15 protein-coding genes are annotated in these 15,855 nt (G+C 71.8%); 10 read left to right on the plus strand and 5 right to left on the minus strand.

The genetic code is table 11. The features are described from left to right. Nucleotides 1-37 precede the first annotated feature (37 nt). Entirely contained in the window at nucleotides 38-787 is a 750-nt protein-coding gene (locus OG584_RS28385; protein ID WP_405782039.1) for a GntR family transcriptional regulator, read from the minus strand. Nucleotides 788-867: 80 nt separating this feature from the next. Further along, nucleotides 868-2,202 carry a homogentisate 1,2-dioxygenase gene (gene hmgA, locus OG584_RS28390; RefSeq protein WP_405782041.1) on the minus strand — a complete coding sequence of 445 codons (1,335 nt, stop codon included), beginning with the start codon at nucleotides 2,200-2,202 and terminating at the stop codon, nucleotides 868-870. A 110-nt stretch (nucleotides 2,203-2,312) separates the two neighbouring features. Here hmgA and OG584_RS28395 point away from each other — a divergent pair, with 110 nt between their 5' ends. The 6 genes from OG584_RS28395 (at nucleotide 2,313) to OG584_RS28420 (ending at nucleotide 11,042) form a co-directional block, all read left to right on the plus strand. Beyond that, nucleotides 2,313-2,909: a TetR family transcriptional regulator gene (locus OG584_RS28395; protein ID WP_405782042.1), complete on the plus strand. Its 597-nt coding sequence runs from the start codon at nucleotides 2,313-2,315 to the stop codon at nucleotides 2,907-2,909. 131 nt (nucleotides 2,910-3,040) lie between these two features. Further along, on the plus strand, nucleotides 3,041-5,248 hold the full coding sequence (locus OG584_RS28400; RefSeq protein ID WP_405782044.1) for a molybdopterin-dependent oxidoreductase: 2,208 nt from the start codon (nucleotides 3,041-3,043) through the stop codon (nucleotides 5,246-5,248). Nucleotides 5,249-5,409: 161 nt separating this feature from the next. Continuing rightward, nucleotides 5,410-6,756: an ABC transporter ATP-binding protein gene (locus OG584_RS28405; RefSeq protein ID WP_405782046.1), complete on the plus strand. Its 1,347-nt coding sequence runs from the start codon at nucleotides 5,410-5,412 to the stop codon at nucleotides 6,754-6,756. 262 nt (nucleotides 6,757-7,018) lie between these two features. Next, nucleotides 7,019-8,413, plus strand: a complete 1,395-nt coding sequence (locus OG584_RS28410) for an aldehyde dehydrogenase family protein (protein WP_405782048.1) — start codon at nucleotides 7,019-7,021, stop codon at nucleotides 8,411-8,413. Nucleotides 8,414-8,430: 17 nt separating this feature from the next. Continuing rightward, complete coding sequence (locus OG584_RS28415; RefSeq protein WP_405782050.1) at nucleotides 8,431-9,516, plus strand: Zn-dependent alcohol dehydrogenase; 1,086 nt, start codon at nucleotides 8,431-8,433, stop codon at nucleotides 9,514-9,516. A gap of 221 nt (nucleotides 9,517-9,737) precedes the next feature. Beyond that, nucleotides 9,738-11,042 (plus strand): hypothetical protein, encoded by a 1,305-nt coding sequence (locus OG584_RS28420; RefSeq protein WP_405782051.1) that lies wholly within the window; start codon nucleotides 9,738-9,740, stop codon nucleotides 11,040-11,042. Nucleotides 11,043-11,057: 15 nt separating this feature from the next. Here the strand turns inward: OG584_RS28420 and OG584_RS28425 are convergent, their stop codons facing one another. Continuing rightward, complete coding sequence (locus tag OG584_RS28425) at nucleotides 11,058-11,714, minus strand: TetR/AcrR family transcriptional regulator (RefSeq protein WP_405782053.1); 657 nt, start codon at nucleotides 11,712-11,714, stop codon at nucleotides 11,058-11,060. A 61-nt stretch (nucleotides 11,715-11,775) separates the two neighbouring features. Here OG584_RS28425 and OG584_RS28430 point away from each other — a divergent pair, with 61 nt between their 5' ends. The 3 genes from OG584_RS28430 (at nucleotide 11,776) to OG584_RS28440 (ending at nucleotide 14,048) form a co-directional block, all read left to right on the plus strand. Continuing rightward, nucleotides 11,776-12,933, plus strand: a complete 1,158-nt coding sequence (locus tag OG584_RS28430) for an acyl-CoA dehydrogenase family protein (RefSeq protein WP_405782055.1) — start codon at nucleotides 11,776-11,778, stop codon at nucleotides 12,931-12,933. Between the two features lie 97 nt (nucleotides 12,934-13,030). Further along, entirely contained in the window at nucleotides 13,031-13,318 is a 288-nt protein-coding gene (locus tag OG584_RS28435; RefSeq protein ID WP_405782057.1) for a YiaA/YiaB family inner membrane protein, read from the plus strand. A 106-nt stretch (nucleotides 13,319-13,424) separates the two neighbouring features. After that, complete coding sequence (locus OG584_RS28440) at nucleotides 13,425-14,048, plus strand: TetR/AcrR family transcriptional regulator (RefSeq protein WP_405782059.1); 624 nt, start codon at nucleotides 13,425-13,427, stop codon at nucleotides 14,046-14,048. Nucleotides 14,049-14,131: 83 nt separating this feature from the next. Here OG584_RS28440 and OG584_RS28445 read toward each other — a convergent pair whose 3' ends face one another. Next, nucleotides 14,132-14,593 carry a MaoC family dehydratase gene (locus tag OG584_RS28445; RefSeq protein WP_405782060.1) on the minus strand — a complete coding sequence of 154 codons (462 nt, stop codon included), beginning with the start codon at nucleotides 14,591-14,593 and terminating at the stop codon, nucleotides 14,132-14,134. Nucleotides 14,594-14,738: 145 nt separating this feature from the next. Here OG584_RS28445 and soxR point away from each other — a divergent pair, with 145 nt between their 5' ends. Beyond that, nucleotides 14,739-15,215, plus strand: a complete 477-nt coding sequence (soxR, locus tag OG584_RS28450) for a redox-sensitive transcriptional activator SoxR (protein ID WP_405782062.1) — start codon at nucleotides 14,739-14,741, stop codon at nucleotides 15,213-15,215. Nucleotides 15,216-15,230: 15 nt separating this feature from the next. On the opposite strand, the gene OG584_RS28455 is transcribed toward soxR, so the two are convergent. Continuing rightward, nucleotides 15,231-15,842: a hypothetical protein gene (locus OG584_RS28455; RefSeq protein ID WP_405782064.1), complete on the minus strand. Its 612-nt coding sequence runs from the start codon at nucleotides 15,840-15,842 to the stop codon at nucleotides 15,231-15,233. Between the last annotated feature and the right edge of the window lie 13 nt (nucleotides 15,843-15,855).

Raw genomic sequence — 15,855 nt, forward strand, 5'->3', positions numbered from 1 at the left:
GACACCCGGCGGGGCCGTACACGGGCCCCCGGCCGGTTCAGGGTGATTCCACCGTCACGGAGAAGGAGAACCGGTCTCCCCGGTACCGGATCCGGGCCACATCCACCACCTGGCCCGACTCGTCGTACGTCACCCCTGTGTAGTGCAGGATCGGGGAGAGCAGCGGAACCTTGAGCAGCTCGGCCGTCACCGGGTCCGCCAGCCGGGCCTCGACCGTGTCGGTGATGCGGCTGATCCGCACCCCGACCTCGTCGCGCAGGACCTTGGTCATCGGCCAGCGCTCCAGATCGCCGACCCGGACGGCGGCGGCGATCTCCGGACGGAGCGCGTTCTCCGCCCAGTTGGTGGGCTCGCCGCTCTCGCCGTCCCAGCGCAGCCGGGTGTAGTCGACCACCTCGTCCAGGCCGGGGAAGTGCTCGGCCAGCTCGCCCGGCACGGGGACGGGGCCGTGGCTGAGCACCGTCGTCCGCTCGCCGGACTGCTGCGCGACGATCGCGTCGATCGACCCCAGCAGACGGCGCGGGGCGCTCGGACGTGCGCCGGGATCGATGAAGGTGCCGCGCCGCCGGTGCCGGGTGATCAGACCTTCGGTCTCCAGCTCCTTGAGGGCCTGGCGCATGGTGAGCACGCTGACGCGGTAGTGCCCGGCGAGCTGTTCCTCGGTCGGCAGCCGCAACGGGTCGTGCGGACGGCGGCCCAGTATCGAGGCCCGCAGTGACTGCGAGACCTGATACCAGAGCGGCAGCCTGCGGTTCAGGACCAGCGAGTCGGGAGCGAAGGCGGTCACGTGGGGTCTCCGTACGTACGGACGGTCGGCAGGTCCGGTGCCGGGACGGCGGTCGGCCGTGGTGTCCGGTGGAGTATCCCTCAGCCCTCCCAGTGCTTCTCCAGCCCCTGCCACACGTCGTCGTACCCGGTCTGCAGATGTCCGGCCCGCGCCGCCTGCGCCGTCGCCGTCATCGGCCAGCGCGTCTCGAACATGAAGGCGAGGCCGTCGTCGATCTTCTGCGGCCCGAGCTCGGCGGCGGAGGCCCGCTCGAAGGTCTCCCGGTCGGGGCCGTGCGCGGACATCATGTTGTGCAGGGAGCCGCCGCCCGGCACGAACCCGCCCTTGCCCGCTGTCTTCGCGTCGTACGCGCCCTCGATCAGACCCATGTACTCGGTCATCACGTTGCGGTGGAAGTACGGCGGTCTGAACGTGTCCTCGCCGACCAGCCAGCGTGGCGCGAAGACCACGAAGTCGACACCGGCGAGCCCCGCGGTGTCGGAGGGAGACGTCAGCACCGTGAAGATCGACGGGTCCGGGTGGTCGTAGCTGATGGACCCCAGCACATTGAACCGGTGCAGATCGTAGACGTACGGCACATGGCTGCCGTGCCAGGCGACGACGTCCAGCGGCGAGTGGTCGTAGGCCGCGGTCCAGAGATTGCCGCAGAACTTGTTGATCACCTGCACCGGGCGCCCGTCGCCGTCGTCCTCGTAGGCGGCCACCGGGGCCAGGAAGTCCCGCGCGTTGGCCAGGCCGTTGGCGCCGATCGGTCCGAGGTCGGGGAGCTGGAAGGGGCGCCCGTAGTTCTCGCAGACGTAGCCGCGGACCACCTCGTCCAGCAGCTCGACGCGGAACCGCACCCCGCGTGGGATCAGCGCGACCTGGCCGGGGCCCGCGCTCAGCAGCCCCAGCTCCGTGCGGATGAGGAGCCCGCCGCTCTCGGGGACGATCAGCAGCTCGCCGTCGGCGTCACTGAACACCCGGTCCGTCATCGGGGAGTTGGCGTGGTAGAGGTGCACGGCCATCCCGGAGCGCCGGCTCGCGTCGCCGTTGCCGCCCAGCGTCCACAGGCCGGCCAGGAAGTCCGTACCCGGCGCGGGCTCGGGCAGCGGGTCCCAGCGCAGCCGGTTGGGATCGGGGACCGTCTCGGTGAACGGAGCGCCCCGCACCGCGCCGTTGTCGGTCCGCACGAAGGGCGGATGAGCGGCGGACGGCCTGATCCGGTAGAGCCAGGAGCGGTGGTTGTGGGCGCGCGGCTCGGTGAAGGCCGATCCGCTGAGCTGCTCCGCGTACAGGCCGAGCGGGGCGCGCTGCGGTGAGTTCCGGCCGTGCGGCAGGGCGCCGGGCACCGCCTCGGTGCTGTGCTCATTGCCGAAGCCCGACAAGTACGTCAGTGCCCCGGCCGTCTCCCTGGCCTGCTGGATGGTGCTCATCACTCGCTCCCGGTGCCGAAAGAATCCTATGCTCAACAGTAGGATTGCGCTTACCGCGCGTCAACGGGGAGAAACCGGCTGCGACACCGCTCCGGGGCATCATGGGGTGCATGGACGATCCGAAGGCGCTCCGGCGCGTCCCCGTACAGCAGCGCAGTGCCGAGCGGCTGACCCGGATACTCGGTGCCTGCGCGGAAATCCTCGACGAGGGCGGCTACGAGCAGCTGACCACCCGCGCCGTCGCCGCGCGGGCGGCTGTGCCCATCGGCTCCGTCTACCGCTTCTTCGGGAACAAGCGCGCGATGACCGACGCCCTGGCGCAGCGCAATCTGGACGGCTACGCGGCCGGGGTCGCCGAGCGGCTGACCGCGGTCCCCGCGGCGGACTGGCGGGGGGCGATCGACGCCGTGCTGGACGAATACCTCACCATGCGGCGGACCGTGCCGGGATTCGCCTTCGTCGACTTCGGCGGCCCCGCGACGCTCGACGAACCCAACCCGAAGGTCGCCGACCGCCTCACCGGGCTGCTCGCGGCCCACCTCGGCAGGGCGGCGGACGGCACGCTGCGCCGCAAGGTGCTGGTCGGTGTCGAGGCGACCGACGCGCTGCTGCAACTCGCCTTCCGTGCCGAGCCGTCGGGGGACCCCGGCCTGATCGGGGAGACCCGGGAGCTGCTGCACGCTTATCTCGGGCCGGTCCTGGACTGAGGGGGCGGGACAGCGTGTCCGCGGCGGCGCCGCGGCAGATGTGCCGTACACATCCCTACCGGTCGGTATGGTGAATCGGTAGGGTCGGGAGCGCCCGTGCGCCACCATCGCCGCCGCCCCCGGGAGGGCCCGTGGATCCGACCGCCGCCGCACACCCCGCCCCGCCTCCGGCCGCCCGCACCGCGCTGCGCGTGTGTCCGCTGTGCGAAGCCACCTGCGGGCTGGTCCTCACCATCGAAGGCACTCGTGTCACGGGGGCCCGCGGCGACCGAGACGACGTCTTCAGCCACGGCTTCATCTGCCCCAAGGGGGCGTCCTTCGGTGAACTCGACGCCGACCCGGACCGGTTGCGCACTCCTCTCGTGCGCGAGAACGGCGTGCTGCGGAAGGCGGAGTGGGACGAGGCCTTCGGCCTTGTCGCGGCCCGGATCGGGCCGCTGCGCAGGGAGCACGGCGCGGACTCGGTCGGGGTCGTCCTCGGCAATCCCAATGTGCACACCGTCGCGGGCGCGCTCTACCCGTCGGCGCTGCTCGCCGCGGTGGGCACCCGCAACCTCTTCACCGCCAGCACCCTCGACCAGATGCCCAAACACGTCGCCGCCGGGCTGCTGTTCGGTGATCCGCTCGCCGTCGCCGTGCCCGACCTGGACCGTACGGACCATCTGCTGCTGCTCGGCGCGAACCCCCTGGAGTCCAACGGCAGCCTCTGCACGGCCGGGGACTTCCCCGGCAGGCTCAGAGCGCTGCGCCGCAGGGGCGGCACCCTCACGGTCGTCGATCCCCGCAGGACGCGTACCGCAAGGACGGCCGACAGCCATCTCGCCATCAGGCCCGGTACGGACGCGCTGCTCCTCGCCGCCCTCGCCCACACCCTCTTCGACGAGAAGCTCACCGCGCTCGGGACGCTCGCCGACCAGGTGCAGGGTGTCACCGAAGTCGAGGAAGCCGTAAGGGACTTCACCCCCGAAGCCGTTGCCGCGGCCTGTGACCTGGATGCCGTGGTGATCAGGGGACTCGCCCGCGAACTCGCCGCCGCGCCCGCCGCCGCCGTGTACGGCAGGATCGGCAGCAGCACCGTCGAATTCGGCACCCTGACCAACTGGCTCGTCGACGTGCTCAACATCCTCACCGGCAATCTGGACCGGCCCGGCGGCGCCCTCTTCCCGCTCCCGGCGACCTCCCCGCCACCGCGCCCCGCGGGGCCAGGCAAGGGCTTCGCGCTCGGCCGCTGGCGCAGCCGGGTGAGCGGCCACCCCGAGGCCAAGGGCGAACTGCCGGTCGCCGCACTCGCCGAGGAGATCGACACGCCGGGAACGGGCCGGATCCGTGCCCTGATCTCGATCGCCGCGAACCCGGTGCTCTCCGCGCCCGACGGTGACCGCCTCGACCGGGCCCTGGCGGGGCTCGACTTCATGGTGAGCGTCGATCCGTATCTCAACGAGACCTCGCGCCACGCGGACGTGGTGCTGCCACCGCCGCCGCCCTCGCAGAGCGCCCACTTCGACTACGTCTTCAACGGGATGGCCGTACACAACCAGGTCCGCTACTCCCGCCCCGCCGTGCCCCTCGCGGCGGGCCTCATGGACGAGAGCGAGATCCACGCCCGGCTGATCCTGGCGCTGGGGGAGCGCCACGGCGCGGACCCGGCCGAGGTCGACACGGCGGCCATCGGCCGCATGCTGACCAGGGCCGGCGTCCCCGGTGAGCTCGCCGGACGGCTCACCGGGCGCACCGGCCCGGAACGACGGCTCGATCTGATGCTGCGCCTCGGCCCGTACGACCTCACGCTCGACCGGCTCATCAGCCACCCGCACGGGATCGACATCGGCCCGCTGAGGCCACGCCTCGCGCAGGTCCTCAGGACCCGCAGCGGACGCGTCGAGCTCTGCCCGGAGCCCATCGCGGCCGACCTGCCCAGGCTGCGCCGGGCGCTCAGCGCCGGCCCCGCGCCGCTGGTGCTCGTCGGCCGCCGCCATCTGCGCTCCAACAACAGCTGGATGCACAACCTGCCCGCCCTGAACAGCGGTTCCAATACCTGCACCCTCCAGGTCAGTCCGCAGGACGCGGACCGGATCGGGCTCACCGACGGCGGCCGCGCCCGCGTACGTGGCGCGGGCGGGGAGCTCCTGGTGCCCGTCGAGGTGACCGACGCGGTACGGGCCGGGGTGGTGAGCCTGCCGCACGGCTGGGGCCACGACCGGCCGGGGACCAGACTGGGTGTCGCGTCGGCCCGCCCCGGTGTCAACGTGAACCAGCTGCTCGACGGCTCTCTCCTCGACCCGCTGTCCGGCACGGCCGTGCTCAACGGGTTCCCGGTGGAGGTGAGCCCAGGGCAGTGAGGCGCGGCGCTCCGTCCACCGGACATGAGCCGAGCGTGATGATTGGTCGGTCCGGGCCATTCCCAACCTGCGGGCGACCGGCTAGTTTTCGCCACAGTCGTCACTTTGGACACAGCGCTTCGGGTCACCGCCGTCGCGCTGACCGCCCCGGACGGAATGCCATGTCTCGTGCCATCTCCCTGCACAGCATCTCCAAGACGTACGACCGCGGCGTGCGCGCCGTCGACCGGGTCTCCATCGAGGTCGAGCCCGGCGAGTTCCTCGTGCTGCTCGGACCGTCCGGGTGCGGGAAGTCGACCGTCCTGCGCATGGTGGCGGGTCTTGAGGACATCACCGAGGGCGATCTCCTCCTGGACGGCGCCTACGCCAACCATCTGCCGCCCGGACAGCGCGGGATGGCCATGGTGTTCCAGAACTTCGCGCTCTACCCGAGCATGACCAGCCGCGACAACATCGGCTTCCCGCTGCGTTTCGAGGCGCCCGGCGAGGACAGCGCGCCGCGCGTCGAGGCGACCGCGCGGATGCTCGGTATCGAGGACATCCTGGACCGCTACCCCGGCCAGCTCTCCGGCGGCGAGCGGCAGCGCGTCGCGATGGGGCGGGCGATCTCGCGGCGGCCCTCCGTCTTCCTCATGGACGAGCCGCTGTCGAATCTCGACGCCAAGCTGCGCAACCATCTGCGGGCCGAGATCGCCCACCTCACCCGCGAGTTGGGGGTGACGACCATCTACGTCACTCACGATCAGTCGGAGGCGATGTCGCTGGGCGACCGGGTCGCCGTGATGCGCGGCGGGGTACTCCAGCAGATCAGCAGGCCCCGGGACGCCTACGGGCTGCCGGAGAACGTCTTCGTCGCCGCGTTCATCGGCACCCCGCGCATCAATCTGCTCCAGGCCGTGGTGCACGCGCCGCTGGACGGCGCGATGTCGGTCGACCTCGGCAGGCAGCGGCTCCGGCTCCCGGAACCGCTCTCCGCCGACCACCAGCTGCTCCGGATCCAGCAGGGCAGAGAGCTCATCGTGGGGCTGCGCTCGGAGGCCGTGCGGATCGCACCGCCCAGCCAGGCGCGACCGGGCGAAGTGCCGATCAGCGGTCTGGTCCAGCACATGGAGTACCAGGGGCATGAGGCGCTGGTACACCTCGACACCGGTTCGCGGCCCGCCGTGGTGCCGGAGCTGGAGTCGCCCCGTACGGCCACCGGTCCGCGCCGGCGCAAGAGCCCGGCGCCGGGCGTGCTGACCCGGATCAAGGGGCGTGCGCAGCACGTCACGGGGGCCGTGGGGGTGCTGGACGGGCCCGCCGCGCAGGGCCGCCCGTACACTCCCGACCGCCCCTCGCTCGGCTCGGCCGATCTGGTGGTCCGCACCGGCCCGGATCTGCGGGTGCGCACCGGAGCGCAGGTGCCCCTCCTCGTCGACCTGGCCCACCTGTACGTCTTCGACCACCACGGCCGCAGGATCTGCCCCGCGCCGGGTGATCTGCCCGGTCTCGACCAGGGGCCTCTCTGACCCGGCACCCGCGCGGGTAACCCGCGCTCGTCACCCGCACACCCCGTGGCCCGGCAGCTCTCCCTGCCGGGCCACGGTGCGCCGGACCGGGGCCGTCGCCCGGTGTGCTCGCGGCGCCGTTGCGGCAGCGAGACGTACCGGGGGGCCCTGGCGCAGGAAAACTAACACCGCTAGTTTGGGTGGTGTCACGGCGCCGGTGGCGGCCACGGCACGGCGCCGTACGGTACGGAACAGTCGGACCGGCAGGCTCTGGAGGAGTGCGATGAAGGCCCACGACGGCATGTACATCGGCGGCGAGTGGCGGCCCGCGGCGGGCCGGGACACGATCGCGGTGGTGAATCCTGCCGACGAGCAGGTCATCGGCCACGTCCCGGCGGGTACCCCGGAGGACGTCGACGCGGCGGTAGGGGCGGCCCGCGCCGCCTTCCCCGGCTGGGCGGCGACGGCGCCCGCCGAGCGCGCCGCCAGGATCGGGGCGCTGCGCGACGTGCTGGTGGCGCGCAAGGACGAGATCGCGGAGACCGTCACAGCGGAGCTGGGCGCGCCCCTGCAGTTCTCCCGGCTCGTACACGCGGGGGTCCCCGCGCTGGTCGCCGGCTCGTACGCGGAACTCGCCGCGTCACACCCCTTCGAGGAGACGGTCGGCAACTCGACGGTCCTCTCCGAACCGGTCGGTGTGGTCGGCGCGATCACGCCGTGGAACTACCCGCTGCACCAGATCGTCGCCAAGGTCGCCCCGGCGCTCGCGGCCGGCTGCACGGTCGTACTGAAGCCCGCCGAGGACACCCCGCTGACGGCGCAGCTCTTCGCCGAGGCGACCGCCGAGGCCGGGCTGCCCGCCGGAGTCTTCAACCTGGTCACCGGAGTCGGGTCCGTCGCGGGCCAGGCGCTCGCCGGCCACGACGGCGTCGACCTGGTCTCCTTCACCGGCTCCACCGCGGTCGGGCGCCAGATCGGTGCGGTGGCCGGGGCCGCGGTCAAGCGCGTAGCCCTGGAGCTCGGCGGCAAGTCCGCCAACGTCATCCTGCCGAGCGCCGACCTGGCCAAGGCGGTGGGGGTCGGCGTCGCCAACGTCATGGGCAACTCCGGCCAGACGTGCAGCGCCTGGACCCGGATGCTCGTCCACCGGGACCAGTACGACGAGGCGGTCAGCCTCGCTGTGGCGGCCGCCGCCAAGTACGTCCCGGGCGAGCGGATGGGTCCGCTGGTCAACGCCAAGCAGCTGGCCAGGGTCCGCGGATACATCGAGAAGGGCGTCGAGGAGGGCGCCAGGGTCGTCGCGGGCGGCGCCGAAGCGCCGCTGGAGCGGGGCTACTACGTCAGTCCGACCGTCTTCGCCGATGTCACGCCCGGGATGACCATCGCGCAGGAGGAGATCTTCGGCCCGGTTGTCTCCCTCATTGCCTACGAGGACGAGGAGGACGCCCTGCGCATCGCCAACGGCACCGTCTACGGGCTCGCGGGCGCGGTCTGGGCCGGTGAGGAGAGCGAGGCGGTGGCCTTCGCCCGGCGGATGGACACCGGCCAGGTCGACATCAACGGCGGCCGGTTCAATCCGCTCGCGCCCTTCGGCGGTTACAAGCAGTCCGGTGTCGGCCGCGAGCTCGGCTCGCACGGCCTCGCCGAGTACCTCCAGACCAAGTCCCTGCAGTTCTGAACCCAGGAGTACCGCACATGGTCCGCGCCGCCGTCCTGTCCGCCGTCGGTTCCCCCCTGGAGATCACCGGCATCGAACTGCCCGAGCCCGGCCCCGGAGAGGTGCGGGTGCGCCTCGCCGCCGCCGGGGTCTGCCACTCCGACCTCTCCCTCGCCAACGGGACCATGCGGGTGCCGGTCCCCGCTGTGCTCGGCCATGAGGGGGCCGGCACCGTCGTCTCCGTGGGTGACGGGGTCACGCACGTCGCCCCCGGTGACGGGGTCGTCCTCAACTGGGCGCCCTCCTGCGGGAAGTGCCACGCCTGCACGCTCGGGGAGGTCTGGCTCTGCGCCGACGCGCTGTCGGGTGCCGGCCGGACCCATGCCCGCACCGCCGACGGCACCGCACTCCACCCCGGTCTGAACGTCGCGGCGTTCGCCGAGGAGACGGTCGTCGCCGCCAACTGTGTCCTGCCGGTGCCCGACGGCATTCCGCTCACCGACGCGGCCCTGCTCGGCTGCGCGGTCCTGACCGGGTACGGCGCGGTCCACCACTCGGCGCGCGTCCGCGCGGGGGAGACGGTCGCGGTCTTCGGCGTGGGCGGCGTGGGCCTCGCCACCCTGCAGTCCGCACGGATCGCGGGCGCATCGGCGATCGTGGCCGTGGACGTCTCCCCGGCGAAGGAGGAACTGGCGCGGGCCGCCGGAGCCACCGAGTTCGTGGTGGCGTCCGACACGACGGCCAAGGACATCCGGAGGCTGACCGGCGGCCACGGCGTGGACGTCGCGGTCGAGTGCGTCGGCCGCGCGGTGACGATCCGTACGGCCTGGGAGTCGACGCGGCGCGGCGGGCGCACGACCGTGGTCGGTATCGGCGGCAAGGACCAGCAGGTCACCTTCAACGCCCTTGAGCTCTTCCACTGGGGCCGCACGCTGTCGGGGTGTGTCTACGGCAACTCCGATCCGGCGAAGGACCTGCCGGTGCTCGCCGGGCACATCAGGGCCGGCCGGCTCGACGTCGGCGCGATGGTGACGGAGCGGATCGGCCTGGAGGGCATCCCCGGGGCGTTCGAGAACATGCTGGCGGGCAAGGGCGGACGGGCGCTGGTGGTCTTCGGCCAGTGAGGCCGCTCCGGAGACCCGGCTGCAGGTCCGCGTCCCTTCGGGTGGCGCGGACGGGGGTTCGCCCGGTGCGGCGACCGGCATCCCGGTGAACTTCGGCGCAGGGGAGCGCGGCATCTGCGGCCGCAGGTGAACGCTGGCTAAGGTCGCGCCGCCGGCCTCATCCGGCCGCGCCGCCCCCTGCTTTCCGGACGCGGGGCTCCCACAGCCGAAAGGGTCTGCCCATGCATCGCGTTCCCAGCCGAGCCCGCCTCCGCAGAACCGCGCTGGCCGCGTGCGGGATCCCGGCGCTCCTCGCGCCGCTCGCACTGGCCGGCGCCGGCCCGGCGGCCGGAACACCCGTTCCTGGCAGCGCGAACCGCGGCGGCGGTTCCGTCATCACCGTGACCACGGTCGAGGTGGGCAGGCCCGGCAACCCGGCGATCGGCGTCGTGCCCTTCACTGACGCCGTCTACCGGTCGTGCGCCGACGCCCCCGTCACCTCCAAGGGCTGTCTGACGGTCGGCGGCGTCCGGCACCCGTACCAGATCGGGCAGCTCGAAGTCACCGTCGACGAGTGGGTGGCCTTCCTGAACACGGCGGACCCCACGGGCCGGGATCCCCACAGCCTCTACGACCGCACCGAGAGCGGGACCGCGTGGCCCAGATTCGGCCAGATCGATTTCTCCGCCGGGGCCCGCAGCGGTCACCACTACAAGGTGGCCTATCCGCAGTGGGCGGACAAACCGTACGGGTTCGCGACCTTCCTCCGGGCGGCTCGCTTCGTCAATTCGCTCTACAACGGCCGGCTGATCTCCGAGAAGAGCGGGAACGGCGGGGGTTTCAGGTCCAGGACGTACACCGTCCAGCTGTCGGCGCGTACCGAGCGGGGCATGTACGACCTCGCCCGGCCGAAGGCCACGCGCTCGCACAGGTCGGGCTTCGTCCTGCCGAGCCAGGACGAGTGGATCAAGGCGGCCTACTACGACCCGAAGGGCGGCGGCACCGATTCCTACTGGAAGTACCCGACCAACCCAGGAGTCTTCGGCGACGGTGACGCGACCGCTCCGGCGCCCACCGCCCTGAACCCCGCCACCGGGGACGTCACCAACGCGGAGACCCAGCCCCTGGCCACCTATCACGCCTCCGGTCTGCCGGCGCCGTCCTGGTGTCCGGGGCAGGTGCAGCCCGACGTCTGCTCCTCCGTCAACCCGTTCGGTCTGGACCCCACGCTCTACGCCAGTCTCTACCAGGGCAGCCTCAGCACGGTCGGTCAGGCGCGGACCACTTCGCCGTGGGGCACGTTCGACCAGGGCGGCAACGCGGTCGAGTGGACCGACACGATTGCTCCGGCTCCCTCCGGGCAGGACTCCAGCCGCGTCTGGCGGCGGCTGCACGGCGGGATCGCCAGTGCCCCGGCCTACCAGATGTGGCCGTCGGCCGTCGGGCTCCAGCCGCAGGACAACCCGTTCTTCGACCACGTCTACCCGTGGCTCGGTATCCGGGTCGGCGTCATCGGCAGCCTGCGGACAGCCGGTCACCGGCGCTGACGTCCGCCGCAGGCGTCAGCCGCCGTCCGGCACCGGCCGGACGGCGGTGAACTGCACCGCCAGGCCGTCCACCAGCGCCCTGAGCCCGGTCTCGAAGGCTCCGTCGTCGACCTTCTGCTGCCGGTCGGCGAGCAGATGGGCCTGGCCGAGGTGCGGGTAGTCGGCAGGGTCGTAGGCCGTTTCGTCGTCGACGAAGCCGCGGGCGAACGAGCCGAGCGCCGAGCCGGTGATGAAGTACCGCATCAGCGCCCCGATGTACGTCGCCTGGGCGGGCGGCCACCCCGCCCGGACCATGGCGCCGAAGACCGCGTCGGCCACTCTCAGCCCCGCCGGGCGCCGGCCCGGCCCCTGGGCCAGCACCGGAACGATGTTGGGGTGGTCGGTGAGGGCCGCCCGATAGGAGCCTGCCCAGTCGTGCAGCGCGGTGCGCCAGTCGCGGCCGTCGGTCTCGTCGAACATCGACAGGTCGATCTGCGCCGAGACGGCGTCGGCGACCGCTTCGAGGATCTCGTCCTTGGTGCGGAAGTGGTTGTACAGCGAGGGCCCGCTGACCCCCAGCTCGGCGGCGAGCCGGCGGGTGGAGACGGCGGCGAGCCCTTCGGAGTCCACGAGCGCGCTCGCGGTGGTGACGATGCGTTCCCTGCTGAGGAGGGGCTTGCGTGGGCGGGCCATGGCGCACATAGTAGGGCCTGCCACCAGGAAACTAGCAGTGCTAATTTAAATGAGGTGCCCGATGAATCTGGAGCTCAGTGAGGAGCAGTCCGCGGTACGGCGGCTCGCCGAGGACTTCGTCGCCCGGGAGATCGCGCCGCATGTCGTGGAGTGGGACCGGGCGGAGAGCGTCGACCGTTCCGTGGTGCGCAAGCTCGGCGCGCTGGGCTTCCTCGGGCTGACCGTTCCCGAGCAGTACGGCGGTTCCGGCGGCGACCACCTCGCGTACTGCCTCGTCACCGAGGAGCTCGGCCGCGGTGACTCCTCGGTGCGCGGCATCGTCTCGGTCTCCCTCGGCCTGGTGGCCAAGACCATCGCGCACTGGGGCGACGAGGAGCAGAGGCAGCGCTGGCTGCCCGGCCTCACATCCGGCGAGCTGATCGGCTGTTTCGGTCTCACCGAGCCCGGCACAGGCTCCGACGCGGGCAACCTCACGACGAGGGCCGTCCGGGACGGCGGCTCCGGCGACTACGTCATCAACGGTTCCAAGATGTTCATCACCAACGGCACCTGGGCCGATGTGGTGCTCCTCTTCGCCCGCTCGACGGATGCCCCGGGCCACCGGGGGGTGTCGGCCTTCCTGGTCCCCACCGACACTCCGGGGCTCACGCGCCGTACCGTCCACGGAAAGCTCGGTCTGCGCGGCCAGGCGACGGCCGAGCTGGCCTTCGAGGACGTGCGGGTGCCCGCGTCCGCGATGCTGGCGCCCGAGGGCAAGGGCTTCTCGGTCGCCATGTCGGCGCTGGCCAAGGGGCGGATGTCGGTCGCGGCGGGCTGTGTGGGTATCGCGCAGGCGGCGCTCGACTGTGCGGTGAAGTACGCGACGGAGCGCGAACAGTTCGGCAGGACGATCGCCCACCACCAGCTCATCCAGGAGCTGATCACCGACATCTCGGTGGATGTGGACGCCGCCCGGCTGCTCACCTGGCGGGTGGCCGATCTGATCGACAGGGGCGAGCCCTTCGCCACCGAGTCGTCCAAGGCGAAGCTTTTCGCGTCGGAGGCCGCCGTGCGCGCCGCGAACAACGCGCTCCAGGTCTTCGGCGGCTACGGGTACATCGACGAGTACCCGGCCGGGAAGCTGCTGCGCGACGCCCGGGTGATGACGCTGTACGAGGGCACCAGCCAGATCCAGAAGCTGGTCATCGGCCGTGCGCTGACCGGGGTCTCCGCCTTCTGACTGCCGTCCGGACCCCTTCAGGGCGCCGGAGGATGAGTATGCGCGCTGAGTAGCTGTGCGGATGTGGCGGGCGCCACATCCGCACGATGCTGTCCCCATGAGTGACACACCGGTCAGACAGCCGAACACCGCCGCCTACTACGGCCAGGCCGTCGCGTCCTTCGCGGTCGCGCTCGGAGCCATGGCCCTCGGGATCCTCAACCTGGATGTCAACGTCTGGGTGCGGGCCTTCCTCGGTCTCGGACTCCTCTACCTCACGACGTCCGCCTTCACCCTCGCCAAGGTCATCAGGGACAGGCAGGAAGCCGGGCAGATCGTGAGCCGCGTCGATCAGGCCCGGCTGGAGAAGCTGCTGGCCGAGCACGACCCCTTCCAGAAGCTCTGACGGGCCTGCGCGGCCGGTGCCGCCGGGCTTCTAAGCGCTTGCTCACCTTCGGGGTATGGTGTGCGTCCTGCAGCAGCGCTGCGTCATGGGCGGGAAGGGGCGAGCAATGAGCACGGCTGAGGAGACGGCGGGCGGCGAGGAGCCGTGGGCGGAGGTCGGCCCCGAGGCCGCCAGGCGGCTGCTCGTCGCCGCGGTCGAGGCCTTCGCCGAACGCGGCTACCACGCGACGACGACCCGCGACATCGCGGGCCGCGCCGGAATGAGCCCGGCCGCGCTCTACATCCACTACAAGACCAAGGAAGAGCTGCTCCACAGGATCAGCCGGATCGGCCATGAGAAGGCCCTGGAGATCCTGGAGACGGCGGCGGACGGGCCGGGTACCCCGAGCGAACGGCTCGCGGCGGCCGTCCGCTCCTTCGTCCGCTGGCACGCCGGGCACCATACGACCGCACGGGTCGTCCAGTACGAACTCGACGCGCTCGGCGCGGGACACCGCGAAGGAATCGTCGAACTGCGCAGGCGCAGCGACGACGCCGTACGCCGGATCATCAACGACGGTGTGGGGACGGGGGAGTTCGACGTCCCGTATGTCCCCGGAACCGCGCTGGCCGTACTGTCGCTCTGCATCGACGTGGCGCGCTGGTTCAACGTGGAGGGGCGCAGTACGCCCGACGAGGTCGGCGCGTTCTACGCCGACCTCGTGCTGCGCATGGTGTCCGCCCGGAAGTAGCGCGGGCGCCCTGGGGACAGCGGCACGGTCTCGCGGCCGACCCGGGCGGGCGCAGTGCGAGGACCCCTCAGGCGGGACGCGGGTCAGAAGTAGTAGCGCGAGACGGATTCCGCCACGCACACCGGCTTCTCGCCGCCCTCGCGCTCCACGGTCACGGTGGCCGTCACCTGAACGCCCCCGCCGGCCTCGGTGACGTCGGTGAGGACGCCCGTGGCCCGCAGGCGCGAGCCGACCGGGACCGTGGCCGGGAAACGCACCTTGTTGGTGCCGTAGTTGATGCCCATCTTCATTCCCTCGACCCGCATGATCTGGGGGACGAGCGTGGGCAGCAGCGACAGGGTCAGATAGCCGTGCGCGATGGTCGTCCCGAAGGGGCCCGCCGCCGCCTTCGCCGGGTCGACGTGGATCCACTGGTGGTCACCCGTGGCGTCCGCGAAGAGGTCGATCCGCTTCTGGTCGATCTCCAGCCAGTCGCTGTGCCCCAGCTGCTCTCCGACGCCGGAGCGGAGCTCCTCGGCGGATGTGAAGATCCTCGGCTCTGCCATGCGTGATCCTGCCTTTCCAACGGTCCCGGTGGTTGCGCGTCGCGACGTGTCCATGGGTAGTGTCCAAGCGCTTGCTCAGCATTGTCGGGAGCGGCCGTCCCTGTCAACGACCGGCTGTCCGGGAGCGGGCATTAGGCTTCGCGGAGTGCCGCAGATTCCAGAGAAGATCCACGAACTCACGGTCGGCCAGCTCTCCGCACGCAGTGGGGCCGCCGTCTCGGCCCTGCACTTCTACGAGAGCAAGGGCCTGATCAGCAGCCGCAGGACGAGCGGCAACCAGCGCCGCTACACCCGTGAGGCGCTGCGCCGCGTCGCCTTCGTCCGCGCGGCCCAGCGCGTCGGCATCCCGCTCGCCACGATCAGGAACGCGCTCGCCGAACTGCCGGACGAGCGCACGCCGACCCGCGAGGACTGGGCCCGCCTCTCCGCCGCCTGGCGCTCCGAACTCGACGGGCGTATCGCTCAGCTCGGCCGGCTCCGTGACCATCTCACCGACTGCATCGGCTGCGGCTGTCTGTCGCTGGAGAACTGCGTCCTGTCCAACCCGGACGACGTCTTCGGCAACCGCATGACCGGTTCGAGACTGCTTCCCGGTCCCGCGGGGGAGAGCGGAACCGGGTGACCGGGCGGCGGCTCCTCAGGCCGCCGATGCCAGGGCCGGGCGCAGGGCGCTCCTGGCGCGGGCCAGCGCGCCGGGGGTGAGGACAGGCCGCGGCACGAGGATCCCGCACCGGCTGCAGACCGGCCCCGACCACCGCTCACGGCCGGACCGGGAGGTCCACGTGATCGTCTTCTCGGCGCAGACGGGGCAGGCGCCGTCCGGATCGGCCCGTAGGGCGGAAATCAGCCGCCGCAGAACGTCCGCCAGCGGCCGGGACGGGTGTACGGACGGGTCGCCGCACCAGGCGACACCGCAGCCGCCCCAGGTGCGCCGGTGCCAGTCGTCGAAGGCGCCGGGACGCCGTATCCCGTCGTGCTTCTCCCGCTTGCGCCGCTCCGCGAACTCCGCCTCATAGGCGAGCCAGACGGTCCGCGCCTCTTCGAGTTCGTCGAGCGCGGCCACCAGCCGCGCCGGATCGGGGGCCCGGTCCTCGGGCCCGATGTGATGCCGGGCACACAGATGATCCCAGGTCGCCCTGTGTCCGTACGGGGCAAACCTCTCCAGACACTTGCGCAGCGAATAACGCCGCAGGGCAAGGTCGTGGTGCGGATCGCGCACCTGTCTCGCGAGACTCCGGAAACCGGCCATCGCCGCCACCTCC

It is taken from the genome of Streptomyces sp. NBC_00859 (assembly GCF_045161865.1).
GTDB lineage: Bacteria > Actinomycetota > Actinomycetes > Streptomycetales > Streptomycetaceae > Streptomyces.

Bases quoted from the DNA above. Each gene is read 5' to 3' on its own strand.
- hmgA (WP_405782041.1), bottom strand. From the start codon at position 2,202: ATGAGCACCATCCAGCAGGCCAGGGAGACGGCCGGGGCACTGACGTAC.
- OG584_RS28395 (WP_405782042.1), top strand. From the start codon at position 2,313: ATGGACGATCCGAAGGCGCTCCGGCGCGTCCCCGTACAGCAGCGCAGT.
- OG584_RS28405 (WP_405782046.1), top strand. From the start codon at position 5,410: ATGTCTCGTGCCATCTCCCTGCACAGCATCTCCAAGACGTACGACCGC.
- OG584_RS28410 (WP_405782048.1), top strand. From the start codon at position 7,019: ATGAAGGCCCACGACGGCATGTACATCGGCGGCGAGTGGCGGCCCGCG.
- OG584_RS28415 (WP_405782050.1), top strand. From the start codon at position 8,431: ATGGTCCGCGCCGCCGTCCTGTCCGCCGTCGGTTCCCCCCTGGAGATC.
- OG584_RS28420 (WP_405782051.1), top strand. From the start codon at position 9,738: ATGCATCGCGTTCCCAGCCGAGCCCGCCTCCGCAGAACCGCGCTGGCC.
- OG584_RS28425 (WP_405782053.1), bottom strand. From the start codon at position 11,714: ATGGCCCGCCCACGCAAGCCCCTCCTCAGCAGGGAACGCATCGTCACC.
- OG584_RS28430 (WP_405782055.1), top strand. From the start codon at position 11,776: ATGAATCTGGAGCTCAGTGAGGAGCAGTCCGCGGTACGGCGGCTCGCC.
- OG584_RS28435 (WP_405782057.1), top strand. From the start codon at position 13,031: ATGAGTGACACACCGGTCAGACAGCCGAACACCGCCGCCTACTACGGC.
- OG584_RS28440 (WP_405782059.1), top strand. From the start codon at position 13,425: ATGAGCACGGCTGAGGAGACGGCGGGCGGCGAGGAGCCGTGGGCGGAG.
- OG584_RS28445 (WP_405782060.1), bottom strand. From the start codon at position 14,593: ATGGCAGAGCCGAGGATCTTCACATCCGCCGAGGAGCTCCGCTCCGGC.
- OG584_RS28455 (WP_405782064.1), bottom strand. From the start codon at position 15,842: ATGGCCGGTTTCCGGAGTCTCGCGAGACAGGTGCGCGATCCGCACCAC.